An 18863-nucleotide genomic window follows, 5' to 3' on the forward strand; every position below is an offset into this window, starting at 1 on the left:
CGGTCGGTTTCGCGCCTCGGGAACCGGCCACACCACCCAGGCGACCCATATGAAGCAATCCACCACTTTCGAGCCGCCTCCCATCTCGGAGGCGACCGCATCCCTGGAGGCGGGCGTGCTGGCGGGTAAACGCCGTGCGCTCGCAAAAGCCATCACCCTGATCGAGAACACGCGAGCCGATCGGCGCGCCGAGGCCAACGGGCTCGTTTCCCGGATCCTGCCCCACACCGGCAAGGCGATTCGGGTCGGCATTTCCGGCGTGCCCGGGGTCGGCAAGAGCACCTTCATCGAGGCACTGGGCTTGTTTCTCGTGAAAACCGGTTTGAAGGTCGCGGTGCTGGCCGTCGATCCCTCGAGCCGCATCAGCGGCGGCAGCATTCTGGGCGACAAGGTCCGCATGGAATATCTCGCCCGCGAAACCAACGCCTTCATCAGGCCCAGCCCCTCGGCCGGAACCCTCGGCGGCGTGGCGCGGCGCACTCGGGAAAGCATGTTGCTGTGCGAGGCGGCGGGTTACGACGTCATCCTGATCGAAACGGTGGGCGTCGGTCAATCGGAGATCGCCGTCAGCGAGATGGTGGACTTCTTTCTGGTCCTGCTGCTCCCCAACGCCGGCGACGAGATTCAGGGCATCAAGAAGGGAATCATCGAAATGGCGGACGGCCTCGTCGTCCACAAGGCCGACAGCGGCAACGAGGATCAGGCCACCCAGGCCCAACGCCACTACCGCAACGCGGTCAACCTGGTCCGTGCCAAACGCAAGGATTGGCGCGCGCCGGTGCTGCGAGCCAGTTCCACGGAAGGTCACGGTATCGACAAGGTGTGGGACATGGTCAGTCGCCATCGCCGCCTGTTGTGCGAGCGCAATCAACTCGAATCCATGCGATCGGCACAAATGCAGCGCTGGTTCCAAACGGCCCTCGAAGAGGAATTGCTGGATCGTTTTCACGAGGATCCACGCATCCGGGAACGCCTCGCGGATCTGCAGGCACGGATGAGGGCGCGCCGCCTTTCACCGCACCACGCCGCCGAACATTTGGTGGACCTGTTCCTGAGCTGAGAAGCGACGAGAACCGCCACACGCGATAGAGATGGCGTCGATGGGGCCGTCGCCTCGTTTCTCATTCATTTTTGACAGGTCTGTACAAGACCGAACGATCGTGGCATGATTACGGGTTATGTCGCGGCGGCAGGTGCCACAGCGCGGCATCGACCCCACGCTTCCGCAATTCTGATCTGGACCCCGCTTTTCCCCGGAATGACCAACCTTTCGACCATGCCGACGTCCATGTGCACGACTTTTTCGCCCGTTCGACTTTTTTTGACGGGGGCCGACCCAGCAACCCCCGACGTAGGCGGCATCGGTTTGGCGTCGACACCTTTCAGCCGGGGCAAAACTCTCTTCGGCGAAGCGCCCACCGCCCTGCATCACAGGCTTTTTGTCACCAGCGGCCCCCTCGGGCCGCTTTTTTATTGCGCTTTCCCCACGGCGAGGTGTCGCTACCGGCTCGCCACTCCCCCCCAGTTTGCAACCCCAAAGCCGATTCCCAAGATCGGCTTCAAAACCAATGCGCGTTGGTCCCATCGTCACGGGCCATCCGCAAAACCATCTCGGAGCAGAACATGACCAGTGCAGATATTTTTGGAAGTTACGTCCTAGACCTTCAAAGCATCAAGAAGCGTCTCCCCAAACCCACCTTCCACGCGCTCAAAGCGGCCATCGAAGAGGGCGCCGACCTGGGTAACGCCCATGCCGACACCATCGCCCAAGCCATCATGGAATGGGCCATGAGCAAAGGTGTCACCCACTACACCCACTGGTTCCAGCCCATGACCGGGCTCTCGGCCCAGAAGCACGATTCCTTCCTGGCCTTCGACTCCGACCTCAAGCCCATCGATCGGTTTTCGGGGAATCAGCTCATCCAGAGTGAACCGGACGCGTCCAGTTTCCCCTCGGGCGGTACCCGCACCACCTTCGAGGCCCGCGGCTACACCGCATGGGATCCCAGCAGCCCGGCGTTCATCATGCACAACGGGGAAGTGCCGGTCCTGTGCATTCCCAGCGTGTTCTTCTCCTACACGGGCCACGCGCTCGACCAGAAGACGCCGTTGCTGCGCTCGATGAAGAAGCTGAACGAATCGGCCAGCGCCGCGCTGGAGCTGCTGACCGGCAAGAAACTGACCGTGATCGCCACCATGGGTTGGGAGCAGGAGTACTTCCTGGTCGACGAAAAATGGTTCGAGCTTCGTCCCGACCTGATCATGGCGGGCCGCACCCTGCTCGGTGCACCGCCGGCCAAGGGTCAACAGATGGAAGACCACTACTTCGGCGCCATCAAGAACCGGGTCCTGGCCTTCATGGAAGATCTGGAAGGTCGCCTCTACAAGCTGGGTGTGCCCTGCAAGACCCGCCACAACGAGGTGGCCCCGCACCAGTACGAGATGGCACCCATCTACCTGAACGCCAACCTGGCCGCGGACAACAACCAGCTCGTGATGGAGATCATGCGCAAGGTGGCCCGTGAGCACAATCTGGCCGTGCTGATCCACGAGAAACCGTTCGCCGGCGTCAACGGTTCCGGCAAGCACCTCAACTGGAGCATGGAGGCCAGCGACGGCAACAACCTGCTCGAGCCCGGCCACTCACCGCAGAACAACCTGCTGTTCCTCTACTTCCTGGTGGCCGTTGTGAAGGCCAGCCACAAGCGCGGCAACCTGTTGCGCGCCACGATCGCCAGCGCCGGAAACGACCACCGCTTGGGTGCCAACGAGGCGCCGCCGGCCATCATGTCGGTCTTCCTCGGTTCGCACATCACCAAGATCCTGAACACCTTGGAATCCGCCGAATCGTTCTCCGAAGAGACCGTGGCCAACATCGACCTGGGCCTCGCCGAACTGCCGAACATCATGGTCGACCGCACCGACCGCAACCGCACCTCGCCCTTCGCCTTCACCGGCAACAAGTTCGAGTTTCGCGCCTGCGGTTCGGCCCAGTCGATCTCGTTCCCGATCGCGGTGCTCAACGCCGCGGTAGCGGAGAGCCTGGACGAAATGAACGCCAAGCTGGAAAATCTCAGCTCGGTGGACGAAAAGTCCGTGTTCGAACTGCTGCGCGGGTTCATCTCGGAGAGCAAGGGCATTCGCTTCGAAGGCAACAACTACAGCCAGGAATGGGAAGAGGAGGCGGCGCGCCGCGGCCTGTCCAACGACAAGACCACACCGGAAGCCTACTCGGCCTGGAAGTCGGAAGAAGCCGCCAAATTCGTGGAAAAGACCGGTTTCCTGACACCGCTCGAATTGAGCGCGGTGTACAACGTGCGCATGGAACACTACGCCAAGCAGCTCGAGATCGAAGCCGCCCTGATGCTGCGGATGATCGATACCTACATCCTGCCGCCTGCCTTCACCTACCAGGGCGAAGTGGCCGCATCCATTTCGGCGCTGAAGGAGACCCTGGGTGAATCCGCCCTGGCCGTCAAACCTCAGACCGAAAACCTGGAGCGGCTGTCGGGAACCATCGCTTCTCTGCTGACCGAGCGCAACACCCTGGAGAAGCTGTGGCTCGAGACCAAGACGCTGGAGACCGAAGAGGAAGCGTTCTCCTTCGCCCAAAAAGTCCTGCCGCAGATGGCCAAGGCCCGCGAACACGCCGACCAACTGGAAGTGATGGTCGACGCGAGCGCTTGGGAACTGCCTACCTACCAGGAGCTTCTGTTCCAGATGTAAGCTTCACATTAATATATGTGCCCGAGTCGCAACCGCGATTCGGCGGAAGAGGCCCGGATGGATCGTCCGGGCCTTTTTTCTTGCCTGGTCCCCGAAGCGGCCGCCGTCCACCCAGCGAAGCCCGATCGCCGGCCAGGCCGCGACAAGCGTCTATGGGACGTAAAATCAACTGGATCGGCATCTCCCCGACATCGTTCATCATTTGCTAACAAATGGCTGTTATACCTGGGTTCTTCGACTCGGTGCGCCGGTGAAGACCGAATCCCAGGCGCCCCAAGGGTCGGAAGTCTCATCGGAAAGTCACGGTCCCACGCCGACACCCGCGCCTATCATGCGAGGGCACGAATTCCTTCTGGGCAAGCGACATCGAATGGATGTATTTCCTTGAAACTTCAACACTTCATTCCATGGATCTGGCTGGTGGCCACTGCGGCGTCGGGAGCCTCGTCGGTTCCCCCGGAACCGGCTTCGTCCCGACCGGTCCAGGCCGGTCACCCCCACGACGAGGCACTCCAACACCTGGCCCCCTACAAGCGTCGGAGCGGCGTGTCGGGCAGCCTGAGCAGTGCGGGTTCGGATACCTTGAACAACCTGATGACCCTCTGGGCGGAAGGTTTTCGTCGCCAATACCCCAGCGTCAACATTCAAGTGGAGGGCAAGGGCTCCAGCACCGCACCGCCCGCCCTGATTCAGGGTGTGGCCCAGTTGGGCCCGATGTCGCGACTGATGAAGGACGACGAGGTCAACGCCTTTCAACGCAGGCTGGGCTTCATGCCGACCCCGGTTCCGGTGGCCATGGACGCCCTGGCCATCTTCGTCCATGCCGAAAACCCGGTCGAGTCGCTGACCCTGGCCGAAGTCGACGCCATATTTTCCCGCACGCGTCGCGGTGGGTTGCTACGCACCTTCTCCACCTGGAGCGATCTGGGTGTGGCCACCGGTCCGGCGCGATACCCACTGAGCCTCTACGGGCGCAACTCGGCCAGCGGCACCTACGGATTGTTTAAATTGACCGCCCTGTTTCGCGGGGATTTCAAGAACAGCGTCAAGGAGCTGCCGGGCTCCGCGGCGGTCGTGCTCGCGGTGTCCCAAGATCCCGCCGCCATCGGCTACGCCGGTATCGGGTACCGAACCTCGGGCGTCAAAATGCTTTCGATCGCACCCGAGAAGGGGTCTCTCGCCAAACCGGCCACCTCGCAGAACGTGTTGAACGGCGCCTACCCCCTAGGCCGCCTGCTCTACATCTACGTCGCCAAACCGCCCTCGCAATCGCTGCCGGTGCCGGTCGAAGAATTCCTCAAATTCGTGCTTTCTCGCGAAGGCCAACGCATCGTCCGGAAGAGCGGGTACATTCCGCTGCCGGTGGAAATGCTCGAGGCCCAAAGGTCGCGCCTATGGTGAACTGCCGTATACCGTCCTGGCCGACCCGGTCATGTGGACGGCACCAGGCCGAGATGGGAGGAGCCCAATGAGCCTGGCCCCGCTCAGAAAAGCGCGCTTGTGGGATTCCATGGCCCGCAAAGTCATTACACTCGGTGGCTTTTCCATCCTGCTCTGTCTCGCCTTGATCATGGGATTCCTGATCCTGGAAACCCTGCCGCTGCTGAAATCGGGCAGCTACGACCTGATTGGCCCCATTGCGGCACCGGGCAAATCATCGCCGACGGTGTACGTGGGCAGCGACCCCAACGGGCAACAGGCCTATTGGTTGGATCGCTCGGGGCACTTGAATGTCGGCAATCTCACAAGCCAGGGTGTCGCCGAAATCCATACCCGCATCTCCCTGAACCCCGCGACCGATTCCGTCGGCAAAGGCGAGGCGCCCGTTCCCCTGATGGAGGTCCGTCCGATTCAGCAGGATCTCTTTCTCCTGGTCTGGGGGGACGGCACCCTGACCTGCGAGCGGCTTCATTTCAAGCGCCCCGGTTCGGACGAGGTCATGGATCCGTCCTTCCAACGGGAACGCCAATTCGAACTCGCGACGGACCTGGCCTGGCCGGATCACCACAACTGGGGGGTGGGCGGTTGGTTCGAGGATGCGTTGACCGCGGCGTTCCCCCTGGTCGAGGGTAGGATCCTGCTCGGTCGTTGGCCGTTGTCCGCGCGTCAGGGGCCCAACGAACTCCCGCTTCACCGCCCCCCACCACTGAAACCGGAACGGGCCGAGGGCCACCTGGCGGTGCACCACCTCAACCGGCACGGCGAAGTTACGGCGCTGGCCGTCAGCCGCAACGGCGCGCGCCTCTATGTGGGTAGCGGCACCGGATGGCTCTCGGTCTGGGACCTGGAAGACCTGAACGCCCCACGCCTTCTGACGGAGGAGCAGGTGATTGCCGGTGGGGACGCGATCCAGGCCTTGGACCTCATCTTCGGCGATCTCTCGGTGATGATCGGCGATGCTTCGGGTGGGATATCCGTTTGGGGCTACGTACCGCAACGGCGCGGCGGCCTGGTCAATCTGCACAGCTTCGATTCCTTCGGGGAGCCCGTGGCGCGAATGACCGCATTTCCGTCCACCAAGCTGTTTCTGGCCCAAAGCGATCGGGGCGGAATGCGGCTGTTCCACTTGACCAGCGCAAAAACCCTCTTCGAAATGAACGCACCGGCGACCTTGACGGAGCTGTTCGCGGGTGCGGACGGCCACAGCCTGCAGGCCATGGACGAACAGGGCAGCTTTTGGTTCTGGCGCTTTTCCCTGGACCACCCCGAAATCACGTTTCGCACCCTTTGGCGGTCGGTCCTCTACGAGGGTTACCCCGAATCGGATTTCGTCTGGCAGTCCTCTTCGGCGGCCAACGACTTTCAGCCGAAAATGAGTTTGGTTCCCCTGCTGTTCGGCACGCTGAAAGGTGCCAGCTACGGGCTGTTGTTCGCGTTGCCGATCGCGGTCCTGACGGCGCTCTACGTGTCGCACCTGATGCACCCCAAGTGGCGCCAATTCATCCGTCCCGCCATCGAACTCATGGCGGCCCTGCCCACGGTGGTGATCGGATTCTTCGCATCGGTGTGGCTGGCCCCGCTGGTGGCCGACCACCTGATCGGTATGGGGCTGGTAGTTCTGGTGCTTCCCTGGCTGATCGGCTTGGGCATTCTACTCCTGCTTCGCTCCAAAAGAGGCGTGACCGGCCGCGAGTTTCTGTGGGGTATTCCCCTGTTCGGGATCTCGACCTGGCTGGCGTTCGCCCTCGGAACCCAGGTGGAGCGCATCTTTTTCGATTCGGAATTCAAACTTTGGTTGTTCGAACACTTTCGCATGATTCCCGATCAGCGCAACAGTGTGTTGGTGGCCTTCGCCCTGGGATTCGCCACCATTCCGCTGGTGTTCTCGATCACCGAGGAAGCCCTTCGCAACGTTCCCCGATCGCTGACCGCGGCGGCCTTCGCCCTGGGCAGCAGCCGCTGGCAGACCTTGCGATACGTGGTTCTTCCGCAAGCCTTTCCGGGCATCCTCGCCGCCGCCCTGATCGGTTTCGGTCGAGCGATCGGCGAGACGATGATCTTTCTGATCGTCTCGGGCAATACACCCATACTGAGTGCGAGTATTTTCAATGGTATGCGTGCCCTGACCGCCAACATCGTCATCGAGATCCCGGAGGCGCCGGTCGGCAGCAGCCTGTATCGCGTCCTGTTCCTCTCGGCCTCGTTGCTATTGGCCATCACCTTCCTGGTGAACACCTTGGCCGAGGTTGTCCGGGCCCGATTGTACAAGCGGTATGAACTCTGAGGGCGATGCGGTTCCCGCAACCCGCCTCGTGTTCCGGCTCCATTGGATGCCGGCCTTCGATACCGCGCTCCTTTCATCCCCACCCTTTCGAAAGCCATGACAGAGAAACCCACCATGATCGTCGAAAAACGCAGAACACCACGCGGACATCGCAAGGCCGCCCAGGAGTCCGTGAGCAAGACGCTTCGCGCCCGACTTCCCGCCTTTCCCAAGCGGCCCAAGGTTCGCGGCGGCGATTTCCTGTTGTGGCTCTGCGCAGTCACCACCGGTGCGGTGCTGGTGCTCTACCTGATGCTGCTCGGCGTCATCGCGGTCAACGGGCTTCAGTCGCTGTGGCCGAAACGGGTGGTGACCATCGAGATGGAGGACGGCCGGCGGCTCATCGGCCAGCTCCAGGGTCACGACACGAAGCACGACCGCTACCGGCTCTATCGAGCCAACCGCGTGTTTCAAGGAGACGATTTCGTTTGGATCGAGGCCGACCAAATTGAAACCAAGGACTATCATCGCGACATCGTGCTGGTGGAGCGACGGGAAAACGGCAATCTGATCGGCTACCTCCGCGCCATTCAACCGGGCAACCTGGTGAGCGACGAAGCCGCCCTCTGGCAGGAAGTCCAGAAACGACGGGCCCGCGTCATGGCCGAGGAAGCCCTGGCCGTGACGAAGCTGACCAAACGCATGGCGACCATCAACGGCCGCCTGGAAAAGCTGCGCCTGGAGCGACGGCGATACGAGGACGCGGGCCGCGAACCACCCGACAACCTGCTTCAGGACGAAACCCGGCTGCACGAGACCTATCTCGAATTGGATCGGCGTCACCTGCGCCTGATGGCCTCGATGCGGGGCCAGCTCGTGGTGCTGGAAGACGCGGCCGGAATCCGCCATCTGGTGCCTTTCAGCCAGATCGTGCGCGCCTATCGGCCCAACCGGCTCTCCACCTTCGATCGGCTCTCCATCTACGGCGACAAGCTGGTGGAGCTGTTCACCGAGGGGCCGCGCGAATCGAATACCGAGGGCGGCCTCTTCCCCGCCATTCTCGGCACCGTCATGCTGGTCATGTTGATGAGCCTGTTCTGCGTCCCGCTCGGCGTGCTGGCCGCGGTCTACCTGCACGAATACGCCAGCGAAGGCTGGCTCATGACGGCCATCCGCTTGGCGGTACACAACCTGGCCGGCGTACCGGGCATCGTCTACGGCATTTTCGGGCTCGGGTTTTTCGTGTACGGGCTGGGCGGTAGCCTGGACGAGCTGTTCTTTGCACACAAACTGCCCATTCCCACCTTCGGCACGGGTGGGATTCTCTGGGCCAGCCTGACCATGGCGATCTTGACCGTTCCCGTGGTGATCGTCAGCACCGAAGAAGGCCTGCGATCGGTCCCGAGGGTCGTACGCGAGGGCTCGATGTCGCTGGGTGCCACCCAGTTCCAAACCCTGGTTCGGGTCGTCCTGCCGATGGCTTCGCCAGGGATTCTGACCGGATTCATCCTGGCGATCATTCGCGCGGCGGGCGAGGTCGCCCCCCTGATGATCGTCGGTGTCGTCAAAATGGCGCCGATGCTGCCCGTGAGCGACGAGTTCCCCTTCGTTCATTTGGAGCGCAAGTTCATGCATCTCGGATTCCACATCTACGATGCCGGATTTCAATCGCCCAACGTGGAGGCCGCACTTCCTATGGCCTACCTGACCACGACCCTGCTGGTGTTCCTCGTGCTGTGCATGAGCTTCGCGGCCATGGTGTTGAGAGCCCGCATTCGGGCACGCTACTCGGAGTTGTCGTTATGAGTGAGAGATCATCCGCGAATACGGTCTTCCAATTGCCCGAAGGCATGCCCATCGCCTTCGAATTGAACAATCTGAATCTCCACTACGGCAGCAGTCACGTGCTCAAAAACATCAACATGAAGATACCCAAGCACCACGTCACCGCCCTGATCGGCCCCTCCGGTTGCGGCAAATCGGCGCTGTTGCGCTGCCTGAACCGCATGAACGACCTGATGGAGCGGGTCAAGACCCGAGGCTCCGTCAAACTGGAAGGCGAGGAAATCAACCAGTCCTCCCACGACATCATTCGGCTGCGGAGAAGGGTCGGCATGGTGTTCCAAAAATCGAACCCCTTCCCGATGTCGGTGTTCGACAATGTGATCTACGGGTTGAAAATCGCGGGCATCAAGGACCGCAAGGTGCTGCGCGATACCTGCGAGCGATGCCTGCGCGCCGCGGCCCTGTGGGACGAGGTCAAAGACCGGCTTCACGAGAGCGCGTTGGAGCTCTCGGGCGGCCAGATGCAACGGCTTTGTATCGCTCGGGCCATCGCCATCAATCCGGACGTGCTTCTCCTGGACGAGCCGTGCAGTGCCCTGGACCCCATCGCCACCGGCCGCATCGAACGCCTGATCCACGACCTCCGAGATCACTACACCCTGATACTCGTCACCCACAACATGCAGCAGGCCGCGCGATTGGCGGACTACACCGCCTTTCTCCTCAACGGGGAACTGGTCGAGTTCAACGAAACGTCGACCCTCTTCACCGTCCCGCTCGAGCGGCGAACGGAAGATTACATCACCGGTCGATTCGGCTGACGGCCGTTCATCGCACCACCTCCACATGACCGCCAAGGGAGCCCACCATGAAACTCCACTTTCACCGAGAAATCAGTCAACTCAATACGGAAATCGCCAAGCTCGGCGGCCTGGTCGAGGACGCCATCGGCAAGGCACTGGTCAGCTTGCGCGAGGGCAATCACAAACTGGCCGAAGAGGTGCTCGAGGGCGACGATTACATCGACCAACTGGAAGTGGAAATCGAAGAACACTGCCTCAAGATCCTGGCACTCTATCAACCGGTGGCGCGGGACCTGCGCTTCATCATCTCGGTCCTGAAGGTCAACAACGAATTGGAACACATGGGTGACTTCGCCCAGAGTATCGCCCAGAAGATCACCTACGTTCCCAAGGCCGCCATCGAAAAATCGGGCATGAAGCTGTTGGAAATGGGCAGCGGTACCCAGAAGATGGTGGGCATGGCCCTGGACGCCCTGCTCAAGGAGGATGCCGAACGGGCCCTCGAGGTCATCGAGATGGACGACCACATCGATCAGCTCCACATCCAACACCATCGCCTGGTGGCCGACAGACTCAAGTACGCCAACCCACCCCTGAAGCTTCCCGACCTGGGCCTGCTCTCGGTTTCGCGCTCGCTCGAGCGAATCTCGGACAAGGCCACGTCGATTGCCCAGGACGTCATCTACTACGTGGAGGCCCGAATCATCCGCCACCAGAAGATGCGCGACTTGAAACCATTCTCGCCCAGATAACGAAATGGCCAAACGCAATTCCCAAAAGAAGAAAGGTGACAAAACCGTCAAATCGCCAGAAAGTTCATGCTACACACGGGTTTTCCTTGATTTTTGATCGCCCGACGTCGTACTTTGGGATCAGTTTAATTTTTACAAAGACGTGACAAATATCCCCTTGAACGGTGACCTCTGTTATCAAATCTCCACCAAACAGTGGGCTGTTCTCAAAAGCTGATTCTCAAAAACCCAGATCCTGTGTTAGCCTGCTTCCTCGTCCAGTGCCATTGGCTGTGGACCTGTCATCTCAATTGGAGCATTCGGGATGTCCTTAAGCGTTCAGGTTCTCGCTTTTTTGTGGTTGGCCACCTACCCGCCAAATCACGGTCACCAGTGTCCTCAATCGGAATATCTGCAACCCAGCCTAGAGCAGGAAAAGCTTCTCTTCACGCTGGACATCAGCCAAAGAACACTCGGAAAATTGTCCCAGGATTTGGAGACGCTCCGCCAGACGCCCCACAATGCCGCGCTGAACGTGGAAGTCGGCCTGGACTACCTCACGATCGCCAATTCCGAGAATTTCACCTTTTTGGCTCGGGCCGTGGAACATTTCGAAATCGCTCGATTGGAGCACCCCTCCGAAGCGACCCTGTTGATGTACCTCGGATTGGCGACCGGCTCGCAAGCTCTGGACATGGCGCCGTCGGTCATGAAGCGCCTCAAATTGGCACGACAGGGGTTCAAGTACATGGACCAGGCCGTCGCCAAAGCGCCTAACTGCGTCTACCTGCGCATGTTGCGCGGTACGGCCCAGCTCCTGGCCCATCCCGTGCTTCGGCGTGCGGCGGCACTGAAAGAGGATGCGGATCGCGTCAAGGCATTCATGGGATCGCCGGAATTCGAACGGCTCCCGGATTTCCAAAAGGCCAAGTACCACCTTTTCCTCGGTAGTTTTCTGGGCCGCGACAAAAAGGAAGATGGCGAGGCACGCCAGCACTGGGAACAAGCCTTGTTGCTCGCGAAGGAATCCCACGTAGGCCGCGAAGCCGCTTCACGCCTGGCGGGCAGCCACGAATCGGTGGGTTACTCCGGCGATTGAGCCACGCCCGCGGAGCGGGTCATGGTGATGTGGGGAATGCCGTCCTCGAGATAGGGTTCGCCCCGAGATTGAAAGCCCAGGTCGCTGTAGAATCCTTCCAGGTAGCATTGGCCCGATAGCTTCAGGTCCACACCGGGAAACCGGCGCTCGGATTCGCGAATGGCCTCGCGCATCAATGCCTTCGCCAGGCCTTCACCCCGTCGTTCCGGTGCGATGACCACCCGTCCGATGGCGGCCTCGGGGTATTTGACTCCGGGAGGCATCAGGCGAAGGTAGGCCACGACCGTCTCACCGTCCCAACCACAAAGGTGGCAACTGTCGATGTCGAGGCCGTCCGCATCCAAATAGATGCACTCCTGCTCCACGACGAACACGCGCTCTCGAAGCGAGATGATGCGATAGAGCTGGCGGGCGCTCAAGTCGTCCAATGCGTACCAGGCCCAGGCGATCGGTCGGCGATTCACGATGCCTCCTCGGAGTGATCGAGCCGAGGTTCCGGGAGGAGAAAACGAGCTCGTTCGCTGTAGTCCGGCCAACATGCCAAACCCTGTTTCAATGGCTCCGGGGCAACGAGGTGGGTCAGCAACATCGTCGCATAGCTGCCGGAGGGCAGGCCGAATGCGAGCGTCACCCCCTGTTCCGTCGGTGTCGCCAAATACTCGGACGGTCGCACGAACAGCGGGCGGCGGGTGCCTTTGGCGGCCTTGCCCCAACGGCGAAACGCCTCGGCTTCCAAACCCATTTCCGCTAAAAAGGCCTGTTCCGACGCACGGAGCTTGACTTTATATCCGAAAAGCGGGCCGCTGGGCGAGATCTCTCCGATCTCGAAACGCCGGAGGATTTCCTCGTCCGGATCGCTTTCGAAAAACTGCTTGCCGCCGACCCGCATCCACAATTCGTCCTCGGCCACCGAACGCCCGTACCCTTCCAAATGACGCAACAGCCAGAGATTGAAGAACCAGGACTGAATCACCGAAATGGTGTTGGGATTCTTGGATCGCGGCCCGCGCAACAGGTCTACGAAGTGATCGGTGTCCACCTGCTTCAAGGACTGACCGAAACGCTGGGGGCCGAACAAGTTGGGAAACGAGCCCTGGCGCTCCGTCAGGAAGACGGCCACACGCTGGGGCTCCTCGGCAGTCAACAACAGCTTGAAGTGGTTCCGCTTCACATGCCCGATGGAAAGGGCGTGCTCGTGGCGATGGGATTCGATCACCTCGAAACCGTCACCGGATTTCAGCGAACTCTTCTGCGCCGCCTCGGGCCACGAGAGCCACTGGGTGGCGGTGGCCAATTGGTCTTTTTGACCTGCATGGTGGATGTGGGCCAGGGGGACGCCGATCTGTTCGGAGATCTTCCGCTTCAAGGCCCTGGTGGACATCGACCATTTGCGAATGCGGCAAAAAAGGTGGGAGCCCTGGCCCTGGGGCTCGTAAAACAGCTCCTCGTCCACGAAGAAACTTTCGGGCGACTGTTGAAAAGAAAGCAATCAGTGAGTCCTTTGACGACAAATTCACGGAATCGGATCGCACGCGGACCCTTTCACGCACAGAAGATTCAACCCTCTTTACGCCCATCCGCGCAAGTCAAACTTCACCGCATGTCCATTCGATCGGTGGGGCGGCGGCACCAACCCGAAGTCCAAACAGGACGGCACCCGAAACCGAACCCCGGATTCGAAGACCTACTTGGTCCAACACCCTCAACGCGCGGTCAACTCCGGTACCTGAATGGCGCTTTCGTTCTCGTAGACGCGTTTGTAATGATGGTAGGCCCGCAAAACCTTCTGGCAGTAGTTCTTGGTTTCCTCGTAGGTCACATCCCAAACGAAATGAACGGGATTGGTTTCACCCGAGAAAGTTCGCCAGCGATTGACCGCCCCCTCGCCGGCATTGTAGGCGGCGACGGTGAACAGTGACTTCCCTTCGAAATTGGACATCAGGTTGTTGACGTAACGAGCGCCCAACGCGATGGCCGTTTCGGGCTCGTAAAGGTGGGCCAGGGAGAAGTGCTGCAGGTCCTCCAGCTCTCCGGCGATCGATTGGGCCGTGGAGGGGATGAACTGCATCAATCCCCGGGCGCTGGCCCCCGACTTGGCGAATTGGTTGAACCGGCTTTCCTCGCGGATGATGGCGAGCAGGAGGTAGGGATCCACATCTTGGCGGGAAGCCTGGGATTCGATGATGTCCCCAAAGGCGATCGGATACACGAGCTGTTGAATCGATTGGGGTAACAACTCGTGAGGGACCCAACGGGGGTAGTGTTTGGCCAGGATTTCCCCGTGGGAGATGGAACGATAGGCGTTGCCCGCCAAACCATGCCAGGAAGCCTTGAGAAAGTGAAAGGTTTCCCTGGAGGTGTGCTTGGCTTCCAGGGACTTGGCAGCCCAGGCAAATTGGCCCACAGCGGCCCAACGCCGGGCTGGATGGGCCTCGCTCAGGGCATCGATGGTGAACCGGTTTTCGAGCGCCGGCAGGTGTTCGATCAGGCTCGAGGCCACGCGCTTCCGATGGTTTCGATCCGGCGCCAGGTAATACAGTCTCTGCAGCAACTCGCGGGACGGTTTCTCCTCTTTTTCGAAACGCGCCCATTGGCGGAAGTAATCGGTGTACAGGTGCCGGTTGCTCGCCAGTAGCTCGCGAGCCACCAGGCCGAAGTAATGGTTGGGATCGGCGTTGGCGACCTCCAGCCAAAGCTGGATCGCCTTGTCGCTGTCGCCTTCCTCCCAACGAATCATGCCTTCCCACAAATTGGCTTCCTGACGCTGCTGGAGCTTCATTCTGGGCCGTCGATACTTGTTGAGATAGTAGAGGGCTCGGCCCGGATCGTGGCGTTGCATGGACCAAATGACGCCGTTGCGATGGTAGAAGTCGAAGAGCGATGCATTGGCCCCGACCGCCTTCATTCGCTTGGCCAGTGTCCGAAATTCGGACCAATCACCCAACCGTCGCAGGGCCAGGATCTCCAGCCGCATGCTCTCGCGCAACCACCGATCGCGTTTCATCTTGCCCGACGTGCTCTGAACCAGTTCGACGACTTCGCGATCCTGGCCGTTCATGAGCAGGGTGCGTGCGTATTGGAAAGTGGCCAAGCCCTTGTAGAATTCGGTCTTCAGTTCGGGCAGGGCGGTTTGGAAGACTTTGGCGGCAACCGCCGGCTTTTCCCGTTTGGTGTGGGTCAGCGCCAGGAAGTAACGAGCTCGGTCGCGTTCCTTGAGCGAGTCCGCGTGGTCGGCGATTTTTTGGAAGTAATGATCGGAGCGTTGGTAGGCTCGGTTTCGGTAACAGACCCAGGCGAATCGTTTCCACACGGAGGTGCGCTTCAAAAAAGCCTCGTCCTCGGCCTGCTCCTGAAGCGTGACCGCATACAGGGCCTCGTCACTGCCGGGCCAGTTACCCTGAAGCGCCTCGGCGAACCGGCGGGCTCGCCGGTGATCTTCCAACCGATAATATAAGGAGGCGAGCTGGTAATAGGCGTCCAACCGGTAACGCATCGGCGTTTTACGCGCGGTCAGGTCCTGGTAGATGCGCTCGGCATCGCCCTCCCGACCCAGCGCCAGAAAGGCCTCGGCCTGGGCCGCTTTCAAATCCCAACGATCGGCACGACTCAGCTTCGCCCCCGAGGCGGCCAAGTCCAAAACCGCCGCGTGGCGACCCATTTTCTGGAGACAGCGCAGTTCATCCATCACCTTGAGGTTTGGTTCCACCGGGGCATCGTGATAGGCACGCCAAGCCGTTTCCAGGTACCCGTGTCGTTCGGCGAGTTCGGCCAGGCGCAGGAGCCAGAGCTCCTCGGCATAGCGCTTTTCGTTCAAGCTCGATAGGTGACCGAGCTCGCGCAACGCACGGGGAAAGTCTCGCGCTTCGCGATACTGCTCGAACCGCTGGGCGTGGTACTGCCAGAGGCCCTCTCTCGCAGAGGGGGTCAACGCCATAAGGGAACACAAAAAAAGAACCAATCCGTTCAATGAAGCCGCCTCGTCGCCTATGAAAGACTGGTGGATCAAGTGGGGGAAAAGGTCGGGGGAAATGCATGGTACAGGATTCAATCTGGGTAGGGCGAGCTGGGTTTTGCAAGCCCGTTACAGGAATTTTACGTTGTCGTTCACCCCTTCTCGAAGACGACCAAAATCAGTCAATCCAAAGTCGACAAAGGGTCTCTCGGTTTGATGTCACACTGACGTGTGACATGAGAATTACCAGGAAAGTCATATGGTTGGAGTCAAAAAAAGCGGGTCGATGCGACCCGCTCCCAAGTATTCAGCAAATGAGGTGCTCAGCCCGGCGGCCAGGCAAAAGGGCGACCACCGAGAATGTGCAAATGCAAGTGGAACACGGACTGCCCGGCTCCCTCACCGTTGTTGATCACCAATCGATAGTCGGTCAGGTTTTCGTCGGCGGCGATTCGCGTCGCCCGATGCATCAAGTGCCCGACGAGGTTCCGATCTTCTTCGTCCATGTCGCCAATCTTGACGATGGGCTTTTTGGGAATCACCAGGATGTGGACCGGCGCCTGGGGTTGAATGTCGCGGAAGGCGCACACCATGTCGTCTTCATAGACGATATCGGCGGGAATCTCGCGATCTAGAATTTTTTGGAAGATGGTCATGATGTCCTCACGATTGAATTGAAATCAGGAAGAACCGGGGGATCAGTTGGCTTTGAAGGGCAACCCGATGTAGACCCAGGTCTTCACGGGCACACCCAATTTGGAGGGTGCCGAGAAATAGAGATCCTGGGCCACCTCGATGGCGTCATCGACCATGCCGTAATCGGACTCGCCCGGTTTCAGGGGATTGCGAACCAACTCGGCCTGATCCACCTTGCCGTTTTCATTGACCAACAACCGCATCAGGAAGACGAGGGTGCGACCGCGCTTGACCACGCCGGCGCGAATGGCCTTTTTCGGCACCTTCTGGGGGTTGTAGGGCTTGAGCAACACGGGTTTGTTCAAGTTGGGGTCGTTCAGGTCGACGAGTTCGCCAATTTTCGGCGGCGTCACATCCACCTTGGGCGGAGAACCCGCCTCGGCTCCCGCTCCGGAAGGCGAGTCCGAGCTGGGCGTTTTTTCAGGCGGAGAAACAGGCAGGGGTGTATCAGAGGTCGTGCCCGCATTGCTGGCCACCTGGGTTTGGGGTTTCTTGGTGGTCGCGGGTTGCGGGGTGGTCATTTTCGGCTCGTTGATGCGCGTATCCTTGGCGGGCGTAGCGGTCTTGGCCGTAGCCGTGGCCGGGCCCTTGCCCTCCACCAAGTTTTCCAGCTCTTTCTCTTTCTTTTCCTGCTGCTTGGCGAGCGTATCGATTTCCTCTTTCTTGCGTTCGAGTTCCTGCATTTGCTTTTGCAACTTGCGTTGCAACTGGTCCTGCTCCTCCTTGGCCTTCATGCGCGCCAGATCTTCCTCGATCTGCTTGACTTCGGCCTCGAGCTGCTTGGCCTTGATCTCTTTCTCGCGTCGCGCCTGTTCCTGGGCGATGATCTCCTGTGCCTTGATCAACTCTTCGTTCTGACGCTTCAACTCTTCCATTTCGCGTGCCTGGCGTTCGGCTTCCAGGTCCTTGGCAAGCTTGTCGGCGTCGATCCCATCCTCCGGCGCGCTACCGCTCATGAAGGTGTACCCGATGGCCGCCACGACCAGCAGGACCACCACCCCGATGAGAATCGGCATCTTTGATCTGCCACCGCTTGCCGCGGGCACGGTGGCGGCTGCCGGCTCCGGCATGGTCACGCCCGGCGGGGGTCCCTTGACGCCGGCGGAGGTCGCACTCGCCACGGGCGCGGCGGCGGTCGGTGAGGCTTTGGCCTCCTCGACGGGCGTGTTCAGGAAATTCTTTTCCTTCTCGTTGGAAATCTTTTCGGCAAGTTCTTCCATTTCAACCCGAAACGCCGAGTGCATGAAAAAGGCGAGGTTGAAGGTGGTGGGGCTGTATTCACCGGAGTACAGCAAATCTTCCATGTCCTTGGACATTTTCTGGATATCGGTGTAGGCCGAGGGTGCCTTGGGGTCGAGTGCGGAAACCAGGATGTTGGCGATCTGGGTGGGAATGCTCTCGCCTTCCGAGGCCGTCACGGCATTTCCGATGCGCGTGGCCGCATCGCCGCCGCCTTCGTTGAACGGCTCGCCGGTGAGCATTTCGTAGAGAATGGCGCCGCAACCGAAGATGTCCAACTGATCGCGGTCTTCCGAGGTGTAATCCATTCCCTTGGGCACGTAATTTCCGTAGGTGGACTCGAGATCGGCAACCAGGCCCGGCAGGGCGCGCAGGGCCGAATTCAAGGCAAATCCCTTTACCTTGATTTCACCTTCGTGGGTGACGAACACGACCGACGGATTCACGAATCCGTGCGTCATGTGTTTGGTCTTGGCGTAGGCCAATGCGGAAAGCATCTTGGAGGTCACGAGCAAAGCATGGTCGATGGAAAGCGGAAAACCCTCGGAGTTGCATCGATCCAAAACCCGATACAGGCTGAAACCCTCGTAATACTCGTAAGCGGTGGCCAGCTTCCCATTTTCCGGCAAGCTGGTTACCTGGCGCAAAATGTTGGGATGCTCCAATTTGGCCGTAATCATGCTCTGGTTGAGAAATTGATCGAGAAAATCATCATTGCCTGACAGACTTTCACTGATGAAATCCATCAGAAAATACTTATCGATCTTGCCGTTGACCATTTCAGCGGCGCGCCAAGTAGTGCCCAAGCCCGTTTCTTCCTGCAGCTCGAGTAAGTGAAACTTGTTGAACTTTTTGATGCTTTCCATTTTGCCGAAGCCTCCACGTGGGTGAAACGAAGTTCGAGAGTCCTGTAATGCTCAATCATTACCGAGGTTCGCCTTGGGAAAAAGAGAAAACACATCCGCCGGAACGGATATGGCGCGGTTCTCGAAATGTCGTGGTTGAATGTTGGTTGCGTGTTGTCCATCTCCAACATGACGACCAAGAGCCCAAAGTTTTTGAACCCAAAGTTTGCATCGATGCTATCTCATTCTACATGCTAACTATGTTTGTGAAACGAAGTCAATTG

The 18863-nt window shown here is 59.9% G+C and carries 13 protein-coding genes; 8 read left to right on the forward strand and 5 right to left on the reverse strand.

The window, feature by feature from the left end:
- Positions 1–49 precede the first annotated feature (49 nt).
- From meaB to J3U87_RS12370, 8 genes are all read left to right on the forward strand, one after another.
- Complete coding sequence (meaB, locus tag J3U87_RS12335; protein ID WP_237383342.1) at positions 50–1060, forward strand: methylmalonyl Co-A mutase-associated GTPase MeaB; 1011 nt, start codon at positions 50–52, stop codon at positions 1058–1060.
- Between the two features lie 563 nt (positions 1061–1623).
- Complete coding sequence (locus J3U87_RS12340) at positions 1624–3726, forward strand: glutamine synthetase III family protein (protein WP_237383343.1); 2103 nt, start codon at positions 1624–1626, stop codon at positions 3724–3726.
- A gap of 384 nt (positions 3727–4110) precedes the next feature.
- A complete protein-coding gene (locus tag J3U87_RS12345; protein ID WP_237383344.1) occupies positions 4111–5127 on the forward strand; it encodes a PstS family phosphate ABC transporter substrate-binding protein in 1017 nt (338 codons plus the stop codon).
- Positions 5128–5194: 67 nt separating this feature from the next.
- The gene (locus J3U87_RS12350; RefSeq protein ID WP_237383345.1) at positions 5195–7450 is read left to right on the forward strand and encodes an ABC transporter permease subunit; all 2256 of its coding nucleotides are present in this window, start codon (positions 5195–5197) and stop codon (positions 7448–7450) included.
- Positions 7451–7546: 96 nt separating this feature from the next.
- The gene (gene pstA / locus J3U87_RS12355) at positions 7547–9235 is read left to right on the forward strand and encodes a phosphate ABC transporter permease PstA (RefSeq protein WP_237383346.1); all 1689 of its coding nucleotides are present in this window, start codon (positions 7547–7549) and stop codon (positions 9233–9235) included.
- On the forward strand, positions 9232–10035 hold the full coding sequence (pstB, locus tag J3U87_RS12360) for a phosphate ABC transporter ATP-binding protein PstB (protein ID WP_237383347.1): 804 nt from the start codon (positions 9232–9234) through the stop codon (positions 10033–10035). Before pstA ends, pstB begins: the two co-directional genes overlap by 4 nt.
- A 47-nt stretch (positions 10036–10082) precedes the next feature.
- Positions 10083–10769: a phosphate signaling complex protein PhoU gene (gene phoU, locus J3U87_RS12365; protein WP_237383348.1), complete on the forward strand. Its 687-nt coding sequence runs from the start codon at positions 10083–10085 to the stop codon at positions 10767–10769.
- Positions 10770–11073: 304 nt separating this feature from the next.
- Positions 11074–11847, forward strand: a complete 774-nt coding sequence (locus tag J3U87_RS12370; protein WP_237383349.1) for a hypothetical protein — start codon at positions 11074–11076, stop codon at positions 11845–11847.
- On the opposite strand, the gene J3U87_RS12375 is transcribed toward J3U87_RS12370, so the two are convergent.
- From J3U87_RS12375 to J3U87_RS12395, 5 genes are all read right to left on the reverse strand, one after another.
- Positions 11832–12311 carry a GNAT family N-acetyltransferase gene (locus tag J3U87_RS12375; protein ID WP_237383350.1) on the reverse strand — a complete coding sequence of 160 codons (480 nt, stop codon included), beginning with the start codon at positions 12309–12311 and terminating at the stop codon, positions 11832–11834. The two genes, J3U87_RS12370 and J3U87_RS12375, sit on opposite strands and share 16 nt — an antisense overlap.
- Positions 12308–13336 carry a tRNA pseudouridine(13) synthase TruD gene (truD, locus tag J3U87_RS12380; protein WP_237383351.1) on the reverse strand — a complete coding sequence of 343 codons (1029 nt, stop codon included), beginning with the start codon at positions 13334–13336 and terminating at the stop codon, positions 12308–12310. Before truD ends, J3U87_RS12375 begins: the two co-directional genes overlap by 4 nt.
- Before the next feature lie 213 nt (positions 13337–13549).
- Positions 13550–15781 (reverse strand): transglycosylase SLT domain-containing protein, encoded by a 2232-nt coding sequence (locus tag J3U87_RS12385; RefSeq protein WP_237383352.1) that lies wholly within the window; start codon positions 15779–15781, stop codon positions 13550–13552.
- 341 nt (positions 15782–16122) lie between these two features.
- Positions 16123–16455 carry a histidine triad nucleotide-binding protein gene (locus J3U87_RS12390; protein ID WP_237383353.1) on the reverse strand — a complete coding sequence of 111 codons (333 nt, stop codon included), beginning with the start codon at positions 16453–16455 and terminating at the stop codon, positions 16123–16125.
- Between the two features lie 42 nt (positions 16456–16497).
- Entirely contained in the window at positions 16498–18600 is a 2103-nt protein-coding gene (locus J3U87_RS12395; protein WP_237383354.1) for a protein kinase domain-containing protein, read from the reverse strand.
- Between the last annotated feature and the right edge of the window lie 263 nt (positions 18601–18863).

The organism is Sulfidibacter corallicola (assembly GCF_017498545.1).
Lineage (GTDB): Bacteria > Acidobacteriota > Holophagae > Acanthopleuribacterales > Acanthopleuribacteraceae > Sulfidibacter > Sulfidibacter corallicola.